The sequence below is a fragment of the Planococcus sp. SSTMD024 genome (assembly GCF_041320495.1).
Lineage (GTDB): Bacteria > Bacillota > Bacilli > Bacillales_A > Planococcaceae > Planococcus.
The window spans coordinates 1-17,640 of record NZ_JBGGNS010000022.1; the positions used below are offsets into that span (position 1 = coordinate 1).

Below are 17,640 nucleotides of genomic sequence, written 5' to 3' on the forward strand. Positions count from 1 at the left end.
ACTATTCGGTATTAGCACCGGTTTCCCGGAGTTATCCCGATCTGCAGGGCAGGTTGCCCACGTGTTACTCACCCGTCCGCCGCTAAACCAAAGGAGCAAGCTCCTCTGGTTCCGCTCGACTTGCATGTATTAGGCACGCCGCCAGCGTTCGTCCTGAGCCAGGATCAAACTCTCCATTATAGAGTAGTATTGATTGCTCAATAGTTGCTGGCGTATCGCCGTCCGAAGACGCGCGATTCGCTTTGATCTGCCGAAGCTGATCAGTAAGTTTGCCGCGATCACTCGCGGCTGTATTGTTGACGTTTTGCTGTTCAGTTTTCAAGGTTCATGTTGTGCGCCTTGTTTTGGCGACTTGATAAATATATCACGCCTTACTAATGACGTCAACAGTTTTAAGGAAAAACTTTTCCTTTCTTCAAATCTCTTTCTATTAAGAAACAAAAGAGCTTGCCGATTGCCGGCAAGCTCTTTTGAAATCTTCTATTCTTCTAGTTCATCTTCCGCATTTTCTTCCATTTCATCCTCAACAACCTCATCCTCTGTGTAGACATCTGCCTCTACACTTTCTTCGATGAGTGCTTCTACGTTATCCTCTTCACCTTGCTCTGTCTCTTCTTCAACTTCTGCTGCTTCTGCATCATCCAAATCTTTTTTCACTTTGGTGACGGTAGCCACAACCTCTTCGTCCCCAAGACGAATCAATCGGACTCCTTGCGTGTTTCTTCCAGTTGTTGAAATATCTTCTACATCCATACGGATCAGTACGCCATGTTGTGTAATCAGCATGATGTCTTCTGTTCCATTCACGGCGCGAACAGCTACAAGCGGTCCATTCTTTTCCGTAATGTGGCAGGTCTTGATTCCCATACCGCCTCTGGATTGGACGCGATATTCGGATTCTTTTGTTCGCTTGCCATAACCATTTTCCGTGATGACCAAGATTTTATCGTCCGCCTCCAAGGTTTCCATTCCGACAACTTGGTCACCTTCACGAAGGCGGATGCCCCGGACGCCGCTTGCTGCTCGTCCCATGCTCCGGATATCCGTCTCAGGGAATCGGATCAATGCACCGTCGCGTGTTCCGATGACAATTTCTTTATTGCCGTCAGTCATCTTGACTGAGATCAATTCATCGTCTTCACGCAAATTGATGGCAATAAGTCCATTCTGGCGAATATTTGCATAGCTGCTCACTGGTGTTCGCTTGCTAAGTCCTCCGCGTGTCGTAAAGAAAAAGAAATCATCTTCTTTAAATTCTTCGACGCGAATCACTGCTGTCACTTTTTCATTCTTGCCGATCTCCAGCAAGTTGACGAGCGGCAAGCCTTTCGCAGTCCGGCCGTACTCAGGGACCTGATAGCCTTTCTTGCGATAGACTTTCCCTTCACTTGTGAAGAACAGGATTGTGTCATGTGTCGATGTATATAGAAGGTGTTCAACGAAATCATCATCGTTGGTTCCCATTCCTTGCACACCACGTCCGCCACGCTTCTGGCTGCGGTACGTATTAGCAGGCAAGCGTTTGATGTAGCCGTTGTGCGTGAGCGTCAATACCGAAGCTTCACGTGGGATCAAGTCTTCATCTTCGATCATCTCAGAGCCGCCGACAGTGATCTCCGTTCTGCGGGGATCATTGAAGCGTTCTTTGATTTCAAGGATCTCTTCACGGATGATTTCGAGGATCTTCGATTCGTCCGCAAGAATTGCACGCAGCTCATTGATGAGTGCGATGAGTCCCTGATATTCCTCTTCGATTTTGTCCCGTTCGAGGCCAGTCAAACGTTGGAGGCGCATATCCAGGATCGCCTGGGATTGGCGCTCGGACAAATTGAAATCATTCATCAAGCCGTTGCGGGCTTCTTCAGTCGTTTGCGATCCGCGGATCAATGCAATGATGGCATCAATATGATCAAGTGCGATGCGCAGGCCTTCAAGGATGTGCGCGCGGTCTTCCGCTTTTTGCAAATCGAATTCCGTCCGGCGGCGGATAATGACTTTCTGGTGCTCCAGGTAATGATAAAGAACGTCTTTCAAGCCAAGAACTTTCGGCTGGCCATCGACGAGCGCGAGCATATTGATGCCGAAGCTTGTCTGCATCGCCGTCTGTTTGTACAAATTGTTCAATAGGACATTGGCACTCGCGTCTCTGCGCACTTCGATGACGACGCGCATTCCGTTGCGGTCGGATTCATCGCGCAAATCGGTGATGCCGTCGATTTTTTTATCACGCACGAGTTCTGCGATTTTCTCGATCAGGCGTGCCTTGTTGACTTGATAAGGCAGTTCGTGGATAAGGATTACTTCCTTGCCGTTCGGTTTCGTTTCGATTTCAACGACCGCACGGATTAACACCGAACCTTTTCCGGTTTCATAAGCACGGCGGATGCCGCTCCGTCCGAGGATGATGCCTCCGGTCGGGAAATCAGGCCCTGGAAGGAACTCGAGCAATTCTTCCGTGGTGATGGCCGGGTTTTCGGCTAATGCGAGAACTGCATCGATCGTCTCGCCTAGATTATGAGGCGGGATATTGGTAGCCATCCCGACCGCGATTCCGGAAGTCCCGTTGACAAGCAAGTTCGGGAATCTACTTGGAAGGACAATGGGTTCTTTTTCCTGCCCATCGTAGTTTTCCTTGTAATCGACTGTATTTTTATTTAAATCACGCAAAAGTTCCATGGAAATTTTTGACATCTTAGACTCTGTGTAGCGCATCGCTGCTGCTGCGTCACCATCTACAGAACCAAAGTTCCCATGGCCGTCGACGAGCATATAGCGATAGCTGAAATCCTGAGCCATCCGTACCATCGTTTCATAAACTGCGCTATCACCGTGCGGGTGATATTTACCGATTACGTCACCAACAATACGTGCTGATTTTTTATAGCCTTTATCCGCTGTGATCCCGAGGTCATGCATGGCATATAAAATACGCCGATGCACCGGCTTCAAACCGTCCCGGACATCCGGCAACGCACGCGAAACGATGACACTCATTGCATAGTCAAGGAATGATGTGCGCATCTCCGTACTGATATTTATTTCTTCTACTCCGCTGCCTGGCCGTTCCGCCATATCCGCAGCCTCCTCTCAACTCTTGTTGCGTTATACATCCAAGTTCTTCACATAACTAGCATTTTCTTCAATGAAGTTGCGGCGCGGTTCGACATCGTCTCCCATCAACATATGGAAAGTCTCATCCGCTGTCATCGCATCTTCAAGCGTGACTTGCAGCAATGTCCGGAAATCAGGATCCATCGTTGTATCCCATAACTGTGTAGCATTCATCTCGCCGAGCCCTTTATAGCGCTGGACATGCGGTTTAGGTGCTCCCGGAAGTTTTGCTAATGCTTCTTTAAGCTGAGCATCCGAATAAACATAATCGACGTGCTTGCCTTGTTTGATTTGGAACAAAGGCGGTTGTGCGATGTAAATATAGCCTGCTTCGATTAGCGGGCGCATGTAGCGGAATAGGAACGTCAATAGCAAAGTCCGGATATGGGCGCCGTCGACATCGGCATCGGTCATGATGACGACTTTGTGGTAACGCGCTTTATCAAGATTGAACTCTTCACCAATCCCGGTGCCGAGTGCAGTGATGATGTTGCGGATCTCTGCGTTTACGAGAATTTTATCCAACCGCGCTTTTTCTACGTTGAGGATTTTCCCGCGCAAAGGCAAAATCGCCTGGAAATGGCGGTCACGGCCGGATTTTGCGGATCCGCCCGCTGAATCTCCCTCTACGATGTAGATTTCGCTGATTTTTGGGTCGCGCGAAGAACAGTCTGCGAGTTTCCCTGGCAAACTTGATACTTCGAGGACCGATTTGCGGCGCGTGAATTCGCGTGCTTTTTTGGCTGCCATCCGGGCATGGGAAGCCATGATGCCCTTTTCGATGATTTTCTTCGCGGTTGATGGATTTTCCAGCAAGAAGCGTTCAAATCCACCTGAGAACAGATTATTGACAATGGTCGATACTTCAGTATTGCCGAGCTTCGTCTTGGTCTGGCCTTCGAATTGAGGGTCAGGATGCTTAACGGAAATGATCGCTGTCAATCCTTCCCTTACGTCTTCACCAGTCAAATTCGCTTCAGCATCTTTCAAAATGCCGTTTTTGCGGCCGTAATCGTTGATGACACGTGTCAACGCCGTTTTAAAGCCGGATTCGTGCGTTCCGCCTTCATGGGTGCTGATGTTGTTCGCGAATGAAAAGATATTCGCCGCAAATCCGCCGTTGTATTGCATCGCGACTTCGACATTGATGCCGTCCCGCTCCGACTCGACGAAAATCGCTTCTTCATGAAGCGGGTCTTTCGATTTGTTCAAATGCTCAACGTAGGATTTGATACCGCCTTCGTAGTGGTATTTCTTTTCCTGCTCCAAGCCTTCTCGTTCGTCAGCAACCACGATTTTCAACCCGCGGTTCAAATAAGCGAGCTCGCGGAGACGGTGGTCTAGGATATCGAATTCATAAACGGTCGTTTCTTTAAAGATTTCACCGTCCGCTTTAAAGCGGATCGTTGTGCCGGTCTTGTCGGCTTCACCGATGACGCCAAGTTCTTTTTTGACTGCGCCGCGCTCAAATTGAATGAAATGGCGCTTGCCGTCCCGATGCACATAAACTTCCGTTGTCTCGGACAAGGCGTTGACGACTGACGCGCCCACGCCGTGGAGGCCGCCGGATACTTTATAGCCGCCGCCGCCGAATTTACCGCCGGCGTGAAGGACCGTCATGATGACTTCAACAGCCGGACGACCCATTTTTTCTTGCATATCGACTGGAATCCCGCGGCCGTTATCTTCGACGCGGATCCAATTGTCTTTTTCGATTGTGACGCGGATTTCATCGCAATAGCCGGCAAGGGCTTCATCGATGCTGTTATCCACGATTTCCCATACTAAATGGTGCAGTCCTCTCGATCCCGTTGAACCGATATACATGCCCGGCCGTTTCCGGACCGCTTCTAAGCCTTCCAATACTTGAATCTGATTGGCGCCATAAGATTGCTCAAGATTCGTATCTTCCATAGCCATTCCGTTCACCTGCTCTTTCTTGACAACTCATTATTTCCATTGACCGGTTATAACCTGTTTTGCTGAATTTTATTCAACAATGCCTGGGGCCGATAAGGCGACCCGTAGACGAAATCATCAGTGACGACATAGGATTTAACTGCTTCCTGCGGGACTAAAAGCCGCGTAAAAGCAGAGTGGACATACTGTTCATGATGAACCACCGCAAGGATTTCCGTGACGGCAATCAATTGGGAGGATCCAATCTGTACATACATGCATGTTCACTCCTTGACCGTCCCTTTCGATACTTCGAAAAGTCGGGCGCTTTGAATGGTCTCGTGTTGGATGCCTTCGACACTGGTAGTGGTGACAAAGGTCTGCACGGATCCACGGATCGTGTTAAGTAAATGCGATTGGCGGTAATCGTCCAGTTCGGAAAGCACGTCATCCAGCAAAAGAACCGGCGCTTCGCCGACTTCTTGCTTGATCAGTTCGATTTCCGCGAGTTTCAAGGACAGGGCTGTTGTACGCTGCTGCCCTTGGGAACCGTAAGTCTGGACGTCATAGCCGTTGACGATGAACTGCAGATCGTCGCGGTGCGGACCGACCAGCGTTACGCCACGGTCGAGTTCCCGCTTTTTTACTTCCTGCAGCTTCTGCTCTAAAAAGGACGCCATTTCAGCAGGCGTCCATTCGGGTTTCAACCCACTAATCGGCTGGTAGCGGATTTCAAGTTTTTCAAGCCCACGCGAAATGCCGTGGTGAATCGGCTCTGCCCATTTTTGCAGCAATTCCATGAACTGGAATCTTTTTTGTATAATTTTTACAGCAGCTTCAATGAATTGTTCGGTGTATACCTCGAACATGACGTCATTGATCGCCTGTTTGCCGTAATGCTGCTTCAATATATGGTTGCGCTGTTTCAACAGCTTCTGGTAATTGACGAGATCGTGGAGATAGACCGGTGAAATCTGGCCGATTTCCATGTCGATGAAGCGGCGCCTGACTTGCGGGCTGCCTTTAACTAGATGCAAGTCTTCAGGAGCGAACATGACGACGTTCAATTGGCCGATATAATCGCTCAGCCGCCTCTGCTCCAGGTGGTTCACTTTCGCATTTTTGCCTTTTTTGGAAAAGCTGATTTCAAGCGGCAGTTTGCCATATTTCCGGAGCACATCAGCTTTAATTTTACCATATTCCGCGTCCCAGCGTATCAATTCTTTGTCATTGCTCGTCCGGTGGGATTTGGCCATCGATAAAACATAGAGCGATTCCATGATATTTGTTTTGCCCTGCGCGTTTTCGCCGATGAAGACGTTGATCTCCGGCGAGAAATCGAGCTTGAGCGTTTCATAGTTGCGGTAATTGACTAACTCGAGGTTGTCAATCCGCATCGAAGCTCATGCCTTCGGCGACAACGATGCGGAATTCCCCCGTCCCCGGTATGTTCACAGTATCTTCCGGACGCAATTTGCGCCCTCTGCGGTCTTCCGCTTCTCCGTTCACAAATACTTCATGTTCGCTCAAAAACCATTTGGCCATGCCGCCTGAACTGATTGTGTCTGTCATTTTCAGCAATTGCCCAAGTGTAATAAATTCTGTCTCAATCCCGATTTCCTTCAAAATGCACTCATCCTTCGATTCGTAGTCTATCCCTTTATTTTACCCTATTTGCCCCCATAAGTAAAAAGGATAGCCTGTATGGGCTATCCTGAGGGTTTTGGTGCTAATTAATATGTCCGGACAGGAAGGATCAACTGAAGAATTGAGTCATCCAAGGCCGATTTCAAAATGAACGGGCGCATTGCTCCAGTGAACTGGATGACGACATCTTGCCCGTCGATCGCTTTCAAGGCATCCATCATGAACTTCGCGCTGAAGGAAATCTTCAGCTCTTCACCGTCTACGCTTTGCGCCTGCAATTGCTCTTCGACTTTCCCGACTTCCGGGGAATTCGAGGAGACTTCGACTTCGCTGCCTTCGTTTGTGGAAAAACGCACGACGTTATTGCGTTCTTCACGCGCCAAAAGGGAGGCACGGTCGATTGCCTGAAGCAATGAACGGCCATTTACTGTCACCGTCGTTTTGTATTCAGACGGAATCAAACGCGATGTATCCGGATAGTTCCCTTCCAATAGACGGGAGAAGAACAAGATGTGCTTCGATTTGAACAACACTTGCTGGTTGGTCATGACGATTTCAACCGGATCGGACGTGTCATCAAGGATTTTGTTCAATTCATTCAAGCTTTTCCCTGGAATGACGACGCTGTACTCCCCTTCCGGCAAAGTTTCGAGTTTTGTTTTGCGGCGTGCCAGACGGTGGCTGTCCGTTGCGACACAAACGAGCTCCCCATCTTTTACTTCCCAATGAACGCCAGTAAGCACCGGGCGCGTTTCAGAACTGGACACGGCAAATACGGTTTCTCTATTGATTGTTTTCAACAGATCCGCTGGAATCGTGAAAATGCGGTCGTCTTGAATATCCGGCAATTGTGGATAATCCATTGCGTCAAGCCCGATCAAGTGGAATTCGGATTTGCCTGAACGGATATGCGTCTGGAAATTACCGTTGATTTCGATTTCGACTTCATTGGTCGGTAATTTGCGGACGATTTCCCCGAATACTTTTGCCTGAAGGACGATGCTTCCGCCTTCAGTGACATCGATCAATTGTTTTCCATCCTCTTCCGCTGGGATGAAAGTTTGGATGGTGATATCTGAGTCACTTCCTGTTAAGCGCATTCCTTCTGTAGAGACGTCCATCTTGATCCCGGTCAAAATCGGAATCGTTGTTTTTGAACTGACTGCTTTCATTACATCGTTTAAACCTTCAACTAATCGCTCACGTTTTATCTCGAATTTCATTCTCGAACCTCGCTTATATATATATTTTAGTTATTAGTACTTAAAGACAGTAATAGTAGTAGGGGCTGTGAATATGTGGATAAGCCCGATATGAGCAATAAAAGCAGCTTATCCACATGTAGACAAACTGTGCATAAACTGCTTAAGAAAATCGGGGGTTATCCACAGTCTTATTTCCCGAGTGCAGATCGAATTTCTTTAATATCCTGCTGAAGCTGTTGGTTCTCTTTCAGCATCGTGTTGATTTTTTCGTGCGCATGGATGACCGTCGTGTGATCGCGGCCGCCGAATTCCTCGCCGATTTTCGGCAACGAGAAATCCGTCATTTCGCGCGACAAATACATTGCGATTTGACGTGGATACGCAATATCCTTCGTGCGGCGCTTCGTTTTGAAATCATCTAATTTAACATTGAACTGTTCGCCGACTGCGTTTTGGATGTCCAAGATGGTGATCACTTTCGGCTTGGAGTTCGGCATGATGTCTTTCAAGGCTTCTGCAGCAAGCTCTGCGCTCATATCCCGGTTGATCAGGGAGGAATAAGCGACAACGCGGATCAAGGCGCCTTCGAGCTCGCGGATGTTGGAGTCGATTGAATTGGCGATGTAAGTCATCACGTCATTCGGGATGTCCAGGCCGTCCGCTTTCGCTTTTTTGCGTAAAATGGCGATCCGCGTTTCCAAATCCGGCGGTGTGATATCCGTGATCAATCCCCATTCAAAGCGCGATCGGAGGCGATCTTCAAGTGTCGGGATCTCTTTTGGCGGCCGGTCGCTCGAGATGATGATCTGCTTGGATTCTTCATGCAGCGTATTGAATGTATGGAAGAATTCTTCTTGCGTCTGTTCTTTTCCGGCTAAAAATTGAATATCATCAATAAGCAAAATATCGACATTGCGGTATTTATTGCGGAAATCGACGGTCTGGTTATCACGGATTGAGTTGATGAACTCGTTGGTGAATTTTTCCGACGACAAATAAACCACTTTGGCGTCCGGGTTGTGTTCAATGACGTAATGTCCGATTGCGTGCATAAGGTGGGTCTTGCCAAGTCCTACGCCTCCATAGATGAAAAGCGGGTTATAAGCTTTTGCCGGAGCTTCGGCGACAGCCAGCGATGCAGCGTGCGCAAAGCGGTTGCCGGAACCGATGACGAATGTGTCAAAGGTGTACTTCGGGTTCAGCATGCCCGGCAAAAACTCTTGCTGCTCCGCCTGCCCCGGTTTGACACGGGGAGCGGGAAGCTGGAAATCATCCATATTCTGATCTTTTGGCACCACAAATTTAATAAGCGCTTCGTCCCCTGTGAGATCTGTCAAAATGCCGGTAATCAAGTGCACGTAATGGTTTTCGAGCCAGTCGCGCGCAAATGAATTCGGGGCTGAAATGGTGACAGTATCTTCTTTATAGGACAAGAGCTTAGTAGATTTGAGCCAAGTTTCAAAACTGGGTTTGGAGATTCTTTTCTCGACTTGGGCTAAGACACTCGACCAAATTTCGTCTAAGTGTTCCAATAGCGTATCTCCTTTATATGTAAAGATTTTTTACAGTATACCATACACAAAACCACAGCCTGTGGATAAGATCTATAAACAGGCTTGGGGAAAACTATCCACACCTTACCCACAATATGTGGATAACTATTTTGGGATAGAAATTGTTAACAAGTGAAAACAAAACAATGTTATCAAAAAACGATAGACATTACAAGCATTTCTTTAACTTATCCACATAGCGCGCTTTGTGCACATTTTTGATATCCACAGGCAGTTGCTATGTGAAAAACCTGTCGATAAGGCATGTGGATAAATCAATTCCGTGAAAAATGAAATCACAGGAAGTGCACCACGGATCCTTCTATCCTGTGTATAACTCGCGGGTTCTTTTTCGTTCATCAGCTTATTGTATTTTAAAGAAACCATTGACAGGGAGAACGCTGCGCCCTTATAATAGTCGAGACTGTCTTTAGAAAATAGTTAACTTTTATATAGGAGGTGTAAGGTCATGTCATTGCGCACATACCAACCAAATAAACGCAAACACAGCAAAGTGCACGGCTTCAGAGCACGCATGAGCACAAAGAACGGACGCCGCGTTATCGCTGCACGTCGCCGTAAAGGAAGAAAAGTACTATCAGCTTAAAGTCCACTGACCGCATCAGTGGTCTTTTTTTTCTTTTTCGTGGAATTTGAACGAAAATGCATCAAAATAAGCAAGTAGCAGGTGAAAAAATGAATAAGCAGCAGCGGATCAAGAAAAATACGGAGTTCCAGCGCGTGTTCAAAAAAGGGAAATCATTTGCGAATCGGCAATTCATCGTCTATTTGCTGAAAGGTGAGCAGGAGGAGTTTCGCCTGGGCCTGTCCGTCAGCAAGAAAGTCGGCAATGCGGTCGCGAGAAACCGCGTCAAGCGCTATATCCGCCAAGCCTTCCTGGAATTGAAGGACGATCTCCAGCCGAACGCCGATTACATTATCATCGCCCGACCACAGGCGGCCAATTTAGATTTTCATGAAAGCAAGAAAAGTCTGGAGCATGTGCTGAAAATTGCACGCGCTTTGCCGAAGAAGTAGATGCCGGATCGATCCGGATGTTACTATAGGAAGTAATTGAATAGAGTTTGGAGGAAGCAAAGTGAAGAAGAGAACAGGATTGCTCTTCGCCTTGGTGGCTGTTGCCCTCTTATTGTCGGGCTGTATGGAGTTTGACCAGCCGATCAGCGACCAAAGCGAAGGATTTTGGAACGAGTTTGTCGTCTGGCCGTTAGTATCGATCATCGTATTCTTTAAGGATTTTCTAGGTACTTATGGATTTGGGATTATCGCAGTAACGATCCTTATCCGTTTGGCTTTATTGCCATTGATGATCAAACAAACGAAAAGTTCGAAACGCATGCAGGAAATCCAGCCCGAGCTGGCTAAATTAAAAGAGAAGTATAAATCGAAAGACGCCGTCACCCAGCAGAAATACCAGCAGGAAATGATGGCAATGTTCCAGGAAAAAGGCGTCAACCCGATGGCCGGCTGCTTGCCGATCATCATCCAGATGCCGATTCTGATCGGCTTCTACCATGCGATCAGCCGCATGAACGCCACGCCTGAAATCGATCTTGGCACATTTTTGATCTTTCCGCTGGCAGAACCGAGCATCATCCTGGCCGTTACAGCCGGTATCATGCAATTGATCGTTCTGCGCACGGGCCCTGCGATGGACAACCCGCAAATGAAGGCGATGATGTATTTCATGCCAGTCATGATTGTCGGGTTCGGAATCATTTTGCCATCTGCATTGACGCTTTACTGGGTAATCGGGAACATCATCTCGCTTATCCAAAACATGTTCATTTACCGTCCATGGGAAAAGAAAGAAGTGCAACAGCCTGTTAAAACGAAAACAGGAGGGGCTAAAAAGTGAAGCATCTTACACAAACGGGGAAAACGGTCGAAGAAGCAATTGAAAATGCGTTGGAAAAACTGGGCAAATCACGGGATGAAGTGACGGTGCGCGTTGTCGAAGAAGGAAAAAAGGGGTTTTTCGGATTCGGCGCAAAAAATGCGGAAGTTGAAGTCACCGTGATGGAAACAGAACAGCCAGAAGCCGAGAAGGCGCCGCAGCAGACGGAAAAAACGCCGGAACAAGCGGATAGCGCCAAACCTTCTGATGAAGAGATTGCGGCAGAGATGCCCTCAGCTCCGATAAAAGAGGGAGAAGAGCCGGATTTCGGCGGAGCGGCTGCAGAACCAGCGGCGAAACCATCGAATGAAAAAGCGATTGAAGAAACGAAAGCCTATTTGAAAGACGTGGCAAAAGGCATGAAGATTGACGATTTGACCGTGGCGCATGAAAAACAAGGCAAAACGGTGCGCTTTAAACTGGAAAGCGAAAAAGTGGCAATGCTCATCGGCAAAAGAGGGCAGACCTTGAATTCGCTCCAGCAACTGGCGCAATTGGTGGCAAATCGCCACGCTGAACAATTCATGACGGTTGAGTTGGATGCGGAGAATTACCGGGAGCGCCGCCAGGAAACTTTGGAGCAATTGGCGGACCGGATGGCAGACAAAGCGATCCGTACCGGCAAACGGGTCCAATTCGAACCAATGCCGTCCTATGAGCGGAAAGTGATCCATCATGCGCTGTCGCGCCGGCTGGATATCGATACTTATTCGGAAGGCAAAGATCCGAACCGCTATTTGGTCATCGAACCGCATAAATAATTGAAAAAAATGCCCGCTGGCGTCATTCACATGACGCCAGCGGGCATTTTTTATGGAACGAAACGAGAAAGCAAGAGAACAAGCGGCCATTTTGTGAATGAATGTATATTTATACATATCATATTTGCGGGTGAACCTGAAAAAAATACCAAAAACGAGCGCTGTATCTTTTGATTTTATGCATTTTGTGTTATTGTTGTACGTTGTACAGCCACGCGTATTTTGCCAGTTGTCCACATGTGGACAACTGTTTTTGACCCATAAAAGCATGCTGTGGGCAAGCTCAATTTGTTTGCCTTCAGTATTTTATAGCAAGAGGAGGAAATAGCATCATGATGGAATTCGATACGATCGCCGCGATTTCCACGCCAAGCGGTGAAGGGGCTATTGCCATCGTCCGTTTAAGCGGGCCGGAAGCGGTAGCCATCGCAGACCGTTTGTTCCGTGCGCCGTCTGCTAAAGCGCTCGCTGAACAAGCGAGCCACACCATTCATTACGGCCATATCGAAGACCCGGCGACGAAAGAAACGGCGGAGGAAGTAATGGTCGCATTGATGCGAGCACCCAAAACATTTACCCGTGAAGATGTCGTGGAGATTAATTGCCACGGCGGCATCGTATCGGTCAATCGTGTATTGTCACTCGCCCTCAGAGCGGGTGCACGGCTTGCAGAGCCAGGTGAATTCACCAAGCGCGCGTTTCTTAACGGGCGCATCGATTTGTCGCAGGCAGAGGCCGTGATGGACTTAATCCGCGCGAAAACGGACCGTGCCATGGATGTCGCGCTAACCCAGATGGAAGGGCGTTTATCCCGCCTCATCGGTTCGCTGCGCCAGGCGTTATTGGAATCGATCGCACAGATGGAAGTAAACATCGATTACCCGGAATATGACGATGTGGAAGAAATGACCCGCCCGATGATGCTTGAAAAAGCGCAATGGGTGCAGTCGGAAATCGCCAAATTGCTCCAGACTTCCCAGCAAGGCAAGATTTTGCGCGAAGGCTTATCGACGGTCATCATCGGCCGCCCGAATGTCGGGAAATCGTCGTTATTGAACAGCCTGGTCCAAGAAAACAAAGCGATCGTCACGGAAATCGCCGGCACGACGCGCGACATCATCGAAGAATATGTCAATGTCCGCGGCGTGCCGCTGCGCCTTGTCGATACTGCAGGCATCCGGGAAACGGAAGACATCGTCGAGCGAATCGGCGTCGAACGTTCCCGCAAAGTGCTGAAGGAAGCCGATTTGATCCTCTATGTATTGAATTATGCAGAGGCGCTGACAGAGGAAGATCTCTTATTGTTTGAAGCGGTTCGTGATATGAATTATATCGTCGTTATCAACAAAACCGATTTGCCGCAGCGGATCGACTTGGCGCAAGTGAAGGAAATTGCCGGCAGCAAGCGTCTCGTGACGACTTCTTTAATTGAAGAAGAAGGCATCGATCAGCTCGAGGAAGCGATCGCTGAATTGTTCTTTGAAGGGGAAATCGAGGCGGGGGACATGACCTATGTCTCCAATGTTCGCCATATTTCTCTGTTGCACCAAGCGCATCAAACGATTTCTGATGCGATAACAGCCGCCGAAATGGACGTGCCGGTCGATATGATTCAAATCGATGTGACCCGTACATGGGAAATTCTCGGTGAGATCATCGGCGATACGGCGGACGACGGCTTATTGAACCAATTATTCTCGCAATTTTGCCTAGGAAAATAAATTTTTGAAGGGACTGAACGAACATGCCACAATACGAAGCAGGCACGTTCGATGTCATCGTCGTAGGCGCAGGCCATGCCGGAGCGGAAGCGGCACTCGCTTCTGCACGCATGGGCGCCAAAACGCTTGTGTTGACGATGAATCTTGACATGATCGCCTTTATGCCATGTAATCCGTCAATCGGCGGGCCGGCAAAAGGCATCGTGGTACGTGAAATAGATGCAATGGGCGGGGCAATGGGCCGCGTCATCGACAAAACACATATTCAAATGAGAATGCTCAATACCGCCAAAGGGCCGGCTGTCCGCGCGTTGCGCGCACAAGCCGATAAAGTGCTTTACCAGCAAGAAATGAAACGCTTGATGGAAGAACAGGAAAACTTGACACTCCACCAAGGCATCGCAGAAGAGTTGATCGTTGAAGATGGGGAAGTCAAAGGCCTCATCACGCAAGTCGGCGGCATTTACCGCGCGGAAACGGTGGTCATCACGACCGGCACATTCCTGCGCGGAGAAATCATTATCGGCGATTTGCGCTACTCAAGCGGGCCGAACCACCAGCAGCCGTCTATCAAATTGGCGGAAAACCTGCAGGAGCTCGGCTTTGAGACGGTGCGTTTCAAGACCGGTACACCGCCGCGCATCAACAGCAACAGCATCGACTACTCGAAAACGGAAATCCAACCGGGAGACGATGTACCGCGTGCATTCAGCTTTGAAACGACGGAATTCATCATGGACCAAATGCCGTGCTGGCTGACGTATACAACAAGTGAGACACATCAGATCATCGATGAGAATTTGCATTTGTCGCCGATGTATTCCGGCATGGCAAAAGGAACAGGGCCGCGTTATTGCCCATCGATTGAAGACAAAATCGTCCGTTTCAGCGACAAGCCGCGCCACCAGATTTTCCTGGAGCCGGAAGGCCGTTCGACGCGCGAGGTCTACGTACAGGGCCTCTCCACGAGCTTGCCGGAACACGTTCAGCGCAAGCTGCTCGAATCAATTCCAGGGCTTGAGAAGGCCGATATGATGCGCTCAGGCTATGCCATCGAATACGATGCCATCGTGCCGACGCAATTATGGCCGACGCTTGAATCCAAACAAGTCACCAATCTTTACACAGCAGGCCAGATCAACGGCACATCCGGCTACGAAGAAGCAGCGGGGCAGGGGCTTATGGCCGGCATCAACGCCGCAGCGAAAGTGCTCGGCAAAGAAGAAGTCATCCTCAGCCGTTCGGATGCCTATATCGGCGTCTTGATCGACGATTTGGTCACCAAAGGCACAAGCGAGCCTTACCGCTTGCTGACATCACGTGCGGAATACCGCTTATTGCTGCGTCACGATAATGCAGACTTGCGTTTGACGGAACTTGGCTATCAGCTCGGCATGATTACACAAGAGCGTTATGCACGCTTCCTGGAGAAAAAAGACCATATCGAAGAAGAGATCAAGCGCTTGCGCGGCATCATCATCAAGCCGAACGAACAAACGCAGGAAGCGATCCGCAATGCAGGAGGCAGCGAGCTGAAAGACGGCATTCGCGCAGCCGACCTGTTGAAGCGCCCGGAAATGAACTATGACATGATCGCGTCCTTGACGGAATCCGATATTGCACTCAGCGACGAAGTGAAAGAGCAAGTCGAGATCCATGTGAAATACGAAGGCTATATCGAAAAATCGCTTCAGCAAGTCGATAAGCTGAAGAAAATGGAAAACAAAAAGATTCCGGAAAACATCGATTACGATGCCATTTCAGGGCTTGCGACGGAAGCGCGCAGCAAACTGAAAGAAGTTTTGCCGCTGTCGATTGCGCAAGCGACACGCATTTCCGGCGTTAACCCTGCTGACATTTCGATTTTATTGGTGTATATTGAACAAGGAAGAATCGCAAAAGTCTAAATGGGATTTGCGCTTTACTGGGCGGCATGACCGCCAGCACATAACAGAACTCGAAATGGGCTGGTATCCGCCAGCCCATTTGCTTTTACATAAAAACGCTAATCCCGCTCCCGCAAATATGCGGTGAGACAGGTGAGAGGGGGACATACAGTGAACGAGCAGCAATTCGCGCAAGCGCTGAAACAACAAGGCATCGAACTTTCCGGGCACCAATTGGAACAATTTCGCATCTATTACAAGGAGCTCGTCGAGTGGAACGAGAAAATGAATTTGACGGCCATCACTGAGCAGGAAGATGTCTATTTAAAGCATTTCTATGATTCCATCAGTGCCGCCTTTTACATGGATTTCACCAAACCGCTATCAGTATGCGACGTTGGGGCAGGGGCCGGTTTCCCAAGCATCCCGCTGAAAATCTGCTTCCCGCATATCGAAGTGACGATTGTCGATTCCTTGAACAAACGCATCCAATTCTTGAATCATTTAAGTGAAGCGTTAGGGCTAGACAAAGTTTCTTTTGTTCACTCGCGCGCGGAAGATTTCGGTCAGTCTAAGCACCGGGAGAGCTACGATATCGTAACGGCCCGGGCTGTAGCGAGACTGTCTGTGCTTGCTGAACTTTGTGTGCCGCTCGTCAAAGAAGGCGGGGCGTTTGCCGCAATGAAAGCTGCATCCGCGCCCGATGAATTGAAAGACGCGGAGAAGGCGCTCAAAGTGCTTGGAGTGGAGCAGGAAGCCGTGCATTCATTCCTCTTGCCGGTGGAAGAAAGCGAACGCCATATCCAAGTGTTCCGGAAATTCAAGGCCACGCCGAAGAAATATCCGAGAAAAGCGGGCATGCCGAACAAATCGCCGATCAGCTAATGTTTCACGTGGAACATATGGAATTGCAGACGCGTCTTTGGAATGAAACAACAAGAGCAAGTTTTTAATAAGGTGGTGCCTGAGCATGAAAAGTCCTTTTGCCCGTCTTTTCGGAGGCGGAGACAAAGCAAACGATGCAGCAACAGCAGAAGCTTCAAGCCATGCTTCTGAAGAAGTGGTGAAAATACCGCTGGCTAAGATCCATGCCAACCAATTCCAGCCGCGAACCGTTTTTGACGAGGAGAAAATCGAAGAGTTGGCCCGGACGATTCACGTCCACGGCGTCATCCAGCCGATCGTCGTCAGGGATTCGCAGCAGGATGGTTTTTATGAAATCATTGCAGGGGAACGACGCTTCCGAGCGATGACGTCTCTTGGCTGGGAAGAAGTTCCGGCGATCGTTCGCCAACTGAGCGATAAAGAAACGGCGTCGATCGCATTGATTGAAAACCTCCAGCGCGAGGAATTGACGGCGATTGAAGAGGCGCATGCCTACTCCAATTTGCTGCAGATCCAAGAAATCACCCAGGAAGCCTTGGCGCAGCGGCTCGGAAAAAGCCAGTCAGCTGTCGCCAATAAATTGCGGCTTTTAAAGCTGCCGGAAGCCGTCCAGCAAGCATTGCTCACACGGAGTATCACTGAACGCCATGCGCGTGCTTTGCTGCCGGTGAAAGACCCTGAACTCCAGCAGCACTTGCTCGAACAGCTATTGGAAGAAGGGCTCAACGTCAAAGAATTGGAAGAACGCATCAAAAGCTTGACGGAAGAAGCGCCGAAAAAGCCCAAAAAGCGCAGAAAAGCCGTCAGCCGGGATATGCGCATTGCAATGAATACCATCAAAGAGTCGTTGTCGATGGTCAAAAAAAGCGGCATCAAGCTTGATACAGAAGAGGAAGAACACGAAGATTATTACCAGATCACCGTGAAAATTCCGAAAAGACGCCCATAATTGCTCTTTCCGTCGAGGAAAGGGCTTTTTTTGGCAGATTTATCTCTATGAAACAGGAAATTTGATACAATATAGAAATGGAAGCTGTCGCGGATAGCCATAAAG

At 48.9% G+C, this 17,640-nt stretch carries 15 protein-coding genes and 1 rRNA gene; 8 read left to right on the forward strand and 8 right to left on the reverse strand.

Annotation, left to right across the window (positions count from 1 at the left end; genetic code table 11):
* The 8 genes from AB9R92_RS08850 to dnaA form a co-directional block, all read right to left on the reverse strand.
* Nucleotides 1-180: ribosomal RNA gene (locus AB9R92_RS08850) — 16S ribosomal RNA — on the reverse strand; the annotation flags it as partial.
* Between the two features lie 300 nt (nucleotides 181-480).
* Complete coding sequence (gyrA, locus tag AB9R92_RS08855; RefSeq protein ID WP_370669105.1) at nucleotides 481-3,072, reverse strand: DNA gyrase subunit A; 2,592 nt, start codon at nucleotides 3,070-3,072, stop codon at nucleotides 481-483.
* Nucleotides 3,073-3,102: 30 nt separating this feature from the next.
* A complete protein-coding gene (gene gyrB / locus AB9R92_RS08860) occupies nucleotides 3,103-5,031 on the reverse strand; it encodes a DNA topoisomerase (ATP-hydrolyzing) subunit B (protein WP_370669106.1) in 1,929 nt (642 codons plus the stop codon).
* A 47-nt stretch (nucleotides 5,032-5,078) separates the two neighbouring features.
* Nucleotides 5,079-5,288, reverse strand: a complete 210-nt coding sequence (locus AB9R92_RS08865; protein ID WP_370669107.1) for a hypothetical protein — start codon at nucleotides 5,286-5,288, stop codon at nucleotides 5,079-5,081.
* 6 nt (nucleotides 5,289-5,294) lie between these two features.
* Complete coding sequence (gene recF / locus AB9R92_RS08870; protein WP_370669108.1) at nucleotides 5,295-6,407, reverse strand: DNA replication/repair protein RecF; 1,113 nt, start codon at nucleotides 6,405-6,407, stop codon at nucleotides 5,295-5,297.
* Nucleotides 6,397-6,636: a S4 domain-containing protein YaaA gene (gene yaaA / locus AB9R92_RS08875; protein WP_058382265.1), complete on the reverse strand. Its 240-nt coding sequence runs from the start codon at nucleotides 6,634-6,636 to the stop codon at nucleotides 6,397-6,399. Before yaaA ends, recF begins: the two co-directional genes overlap by 11 nt.
* A 107-nt stretch (nucleotides 6,637-6,743) precedes the next feature.
* Nucleotides 6,744-7,880 (reverse strand): DNA polymerase III subunit beta, encoded by a 1,137-nt coding sequence (dnaN, locus tag AB9R92_RS08880; protein ID WP_058382266.1) that lies wholly within the window; start codon nucleotides 7,878-7,880, stop codon nucleotides 6,744-6,746.
* A 170-nt stretch (nucleotides 7,881-8,050) separates the two neighbouring features.
* The gene (gene dnaA, locus AB9R92_RS08885) at nucleotides 8,051-9,394 is read right to left on the reverse strand and encodes a chromosomal replication initiator protein DnaA (protein WP_370669109.1); all 1,344 of its coding nucleotides are present in this window, start codon (nucleotides 9,392-9,394) and stop codon (nucleotides 8,051-8,053) included.
* A gap of 490 nt (nucleotides 9,395-9,884) precedes the next feature.
* Between dnaA and rpmH the strand changes: the two genes are divergently transcribed.
* The 8 genes from rpmH (at nucleotide 9,885) to noc (ending at nucleotide 17,535) form a co-directional block, all read left to right on the forward strand.
* The gene (rpmH, locus tag AB9R92_RS08890) at nucleotides 9,885-10,022 is read left to right on the forward strand and encodes a 50S ribosomal protein L34 (protein ID WP_084632995.1); all 138 of its coding nucleotides are present in this window, start codon (nucleotides 9,885-9,887) and stop codon (nucleotides 10,020-10,022) included.
* A gap of 89 nt (nucleotides 10,023-10,111) precedes the next feature.
* Nucleotides 10,112-10,453, forward strand: coding sequence for a ribonuclease P protein component (rnpA, locus tag AB9R92_RS08895; protein ID WP_370669110.1), 342 nt, complete (start codon nucleotides 10,112-10,114; stop codon nucleotides 10,451-10,453).
* A gap of 61 nt (nucleotides 10,454-10,514) precedes the next feature.
* Complete coding sequence (gene yidC / locus AB9R92_RS08900; protein WP_370669111.1) at nucleotides 10,515-11,294, forward strand: membrane protein insertase YidC; 780 nt, start codon at nucleotides 10,515-10,517, stop codon at nucleotides 11,292-11,294.
* On the forward strand, nucleotides 11,291-12,094 hold the full coding sequence (gene jag, locus AB9R92_RS08905) for an RNA-binding cell elongation regulator Jag/EloR (protein WP_370669112.1): 804 nt from the start codon (nucleotides 11,291-11,293) through the stop codon (nucleotides 12,092-12,094). The genes yidC and jag overlap by 4 nt, the downstream gene beginning before the upstream one ends.
* A gap of 335 nt (nucleotides 12,095-12,429) precedes the next feature.
* Nucleotides 12,430-13,815 carry a tRNA uridine-5-carboxymethylaminomethyl(34) synthesis GTPase MnmE gene (mnmE, locus tag AB9R92_RS08910; protein WP_370670085.1) on the forward strand — a complete coding sequence of 462 codons (1,386 nt, stop codon included), beginning with the start codon at nucleotides 12,430-12,432 and terminating at the stop codon, nucleotides 13,813-13,815.
* Nucleotides 13,816-13,838: 23 nt separating this feature from the next.
* Nucleotides 13,839-15,722, forward strand: a complete 1,884-nt coding sequence (mnmG, locus tag AB9R92_RS08915) for a tRNA uridine-5-carboxymethylaminomethyl(34) synthesis enzyme MnmG (RefSeq protein WP_370669113.1) — start codon at nucleotides 13,839-13,841, stop codon at nucleotides 15,720-15,722.
* A gap of 150 nt (nucleotides 15,723-15,872) precedes the next feature.
* On the forward strand, nucleotides 15,873-16,586 hold the full coding sequence (gene rsmG / locus AB9R92_RS08920) for a 16S rRNA (guanine(527)-N(7))-methyltransferase RsmG (RefSeq protein WP_370669114.1): 714 nt from the start codon (nucleotides 15,873-15,875) through the stop codon (nucleotides 16,584-16,586).
* 85 nt (nucleotides 16,587-16,671) lie between these two features.
* A complete protein-coding gene (noc, locus tag AB9R92_RS08925) occupies nucleotides 16,672-17,535 on the forward strand; it encodes a nucleoid occlusion protein (RefSeq protein WP_370669115.1) in 864 nt (287 codons plus the stop codon).
* Nucleotides 17,536-17,640: the final 105 nt, after the last annotated feature.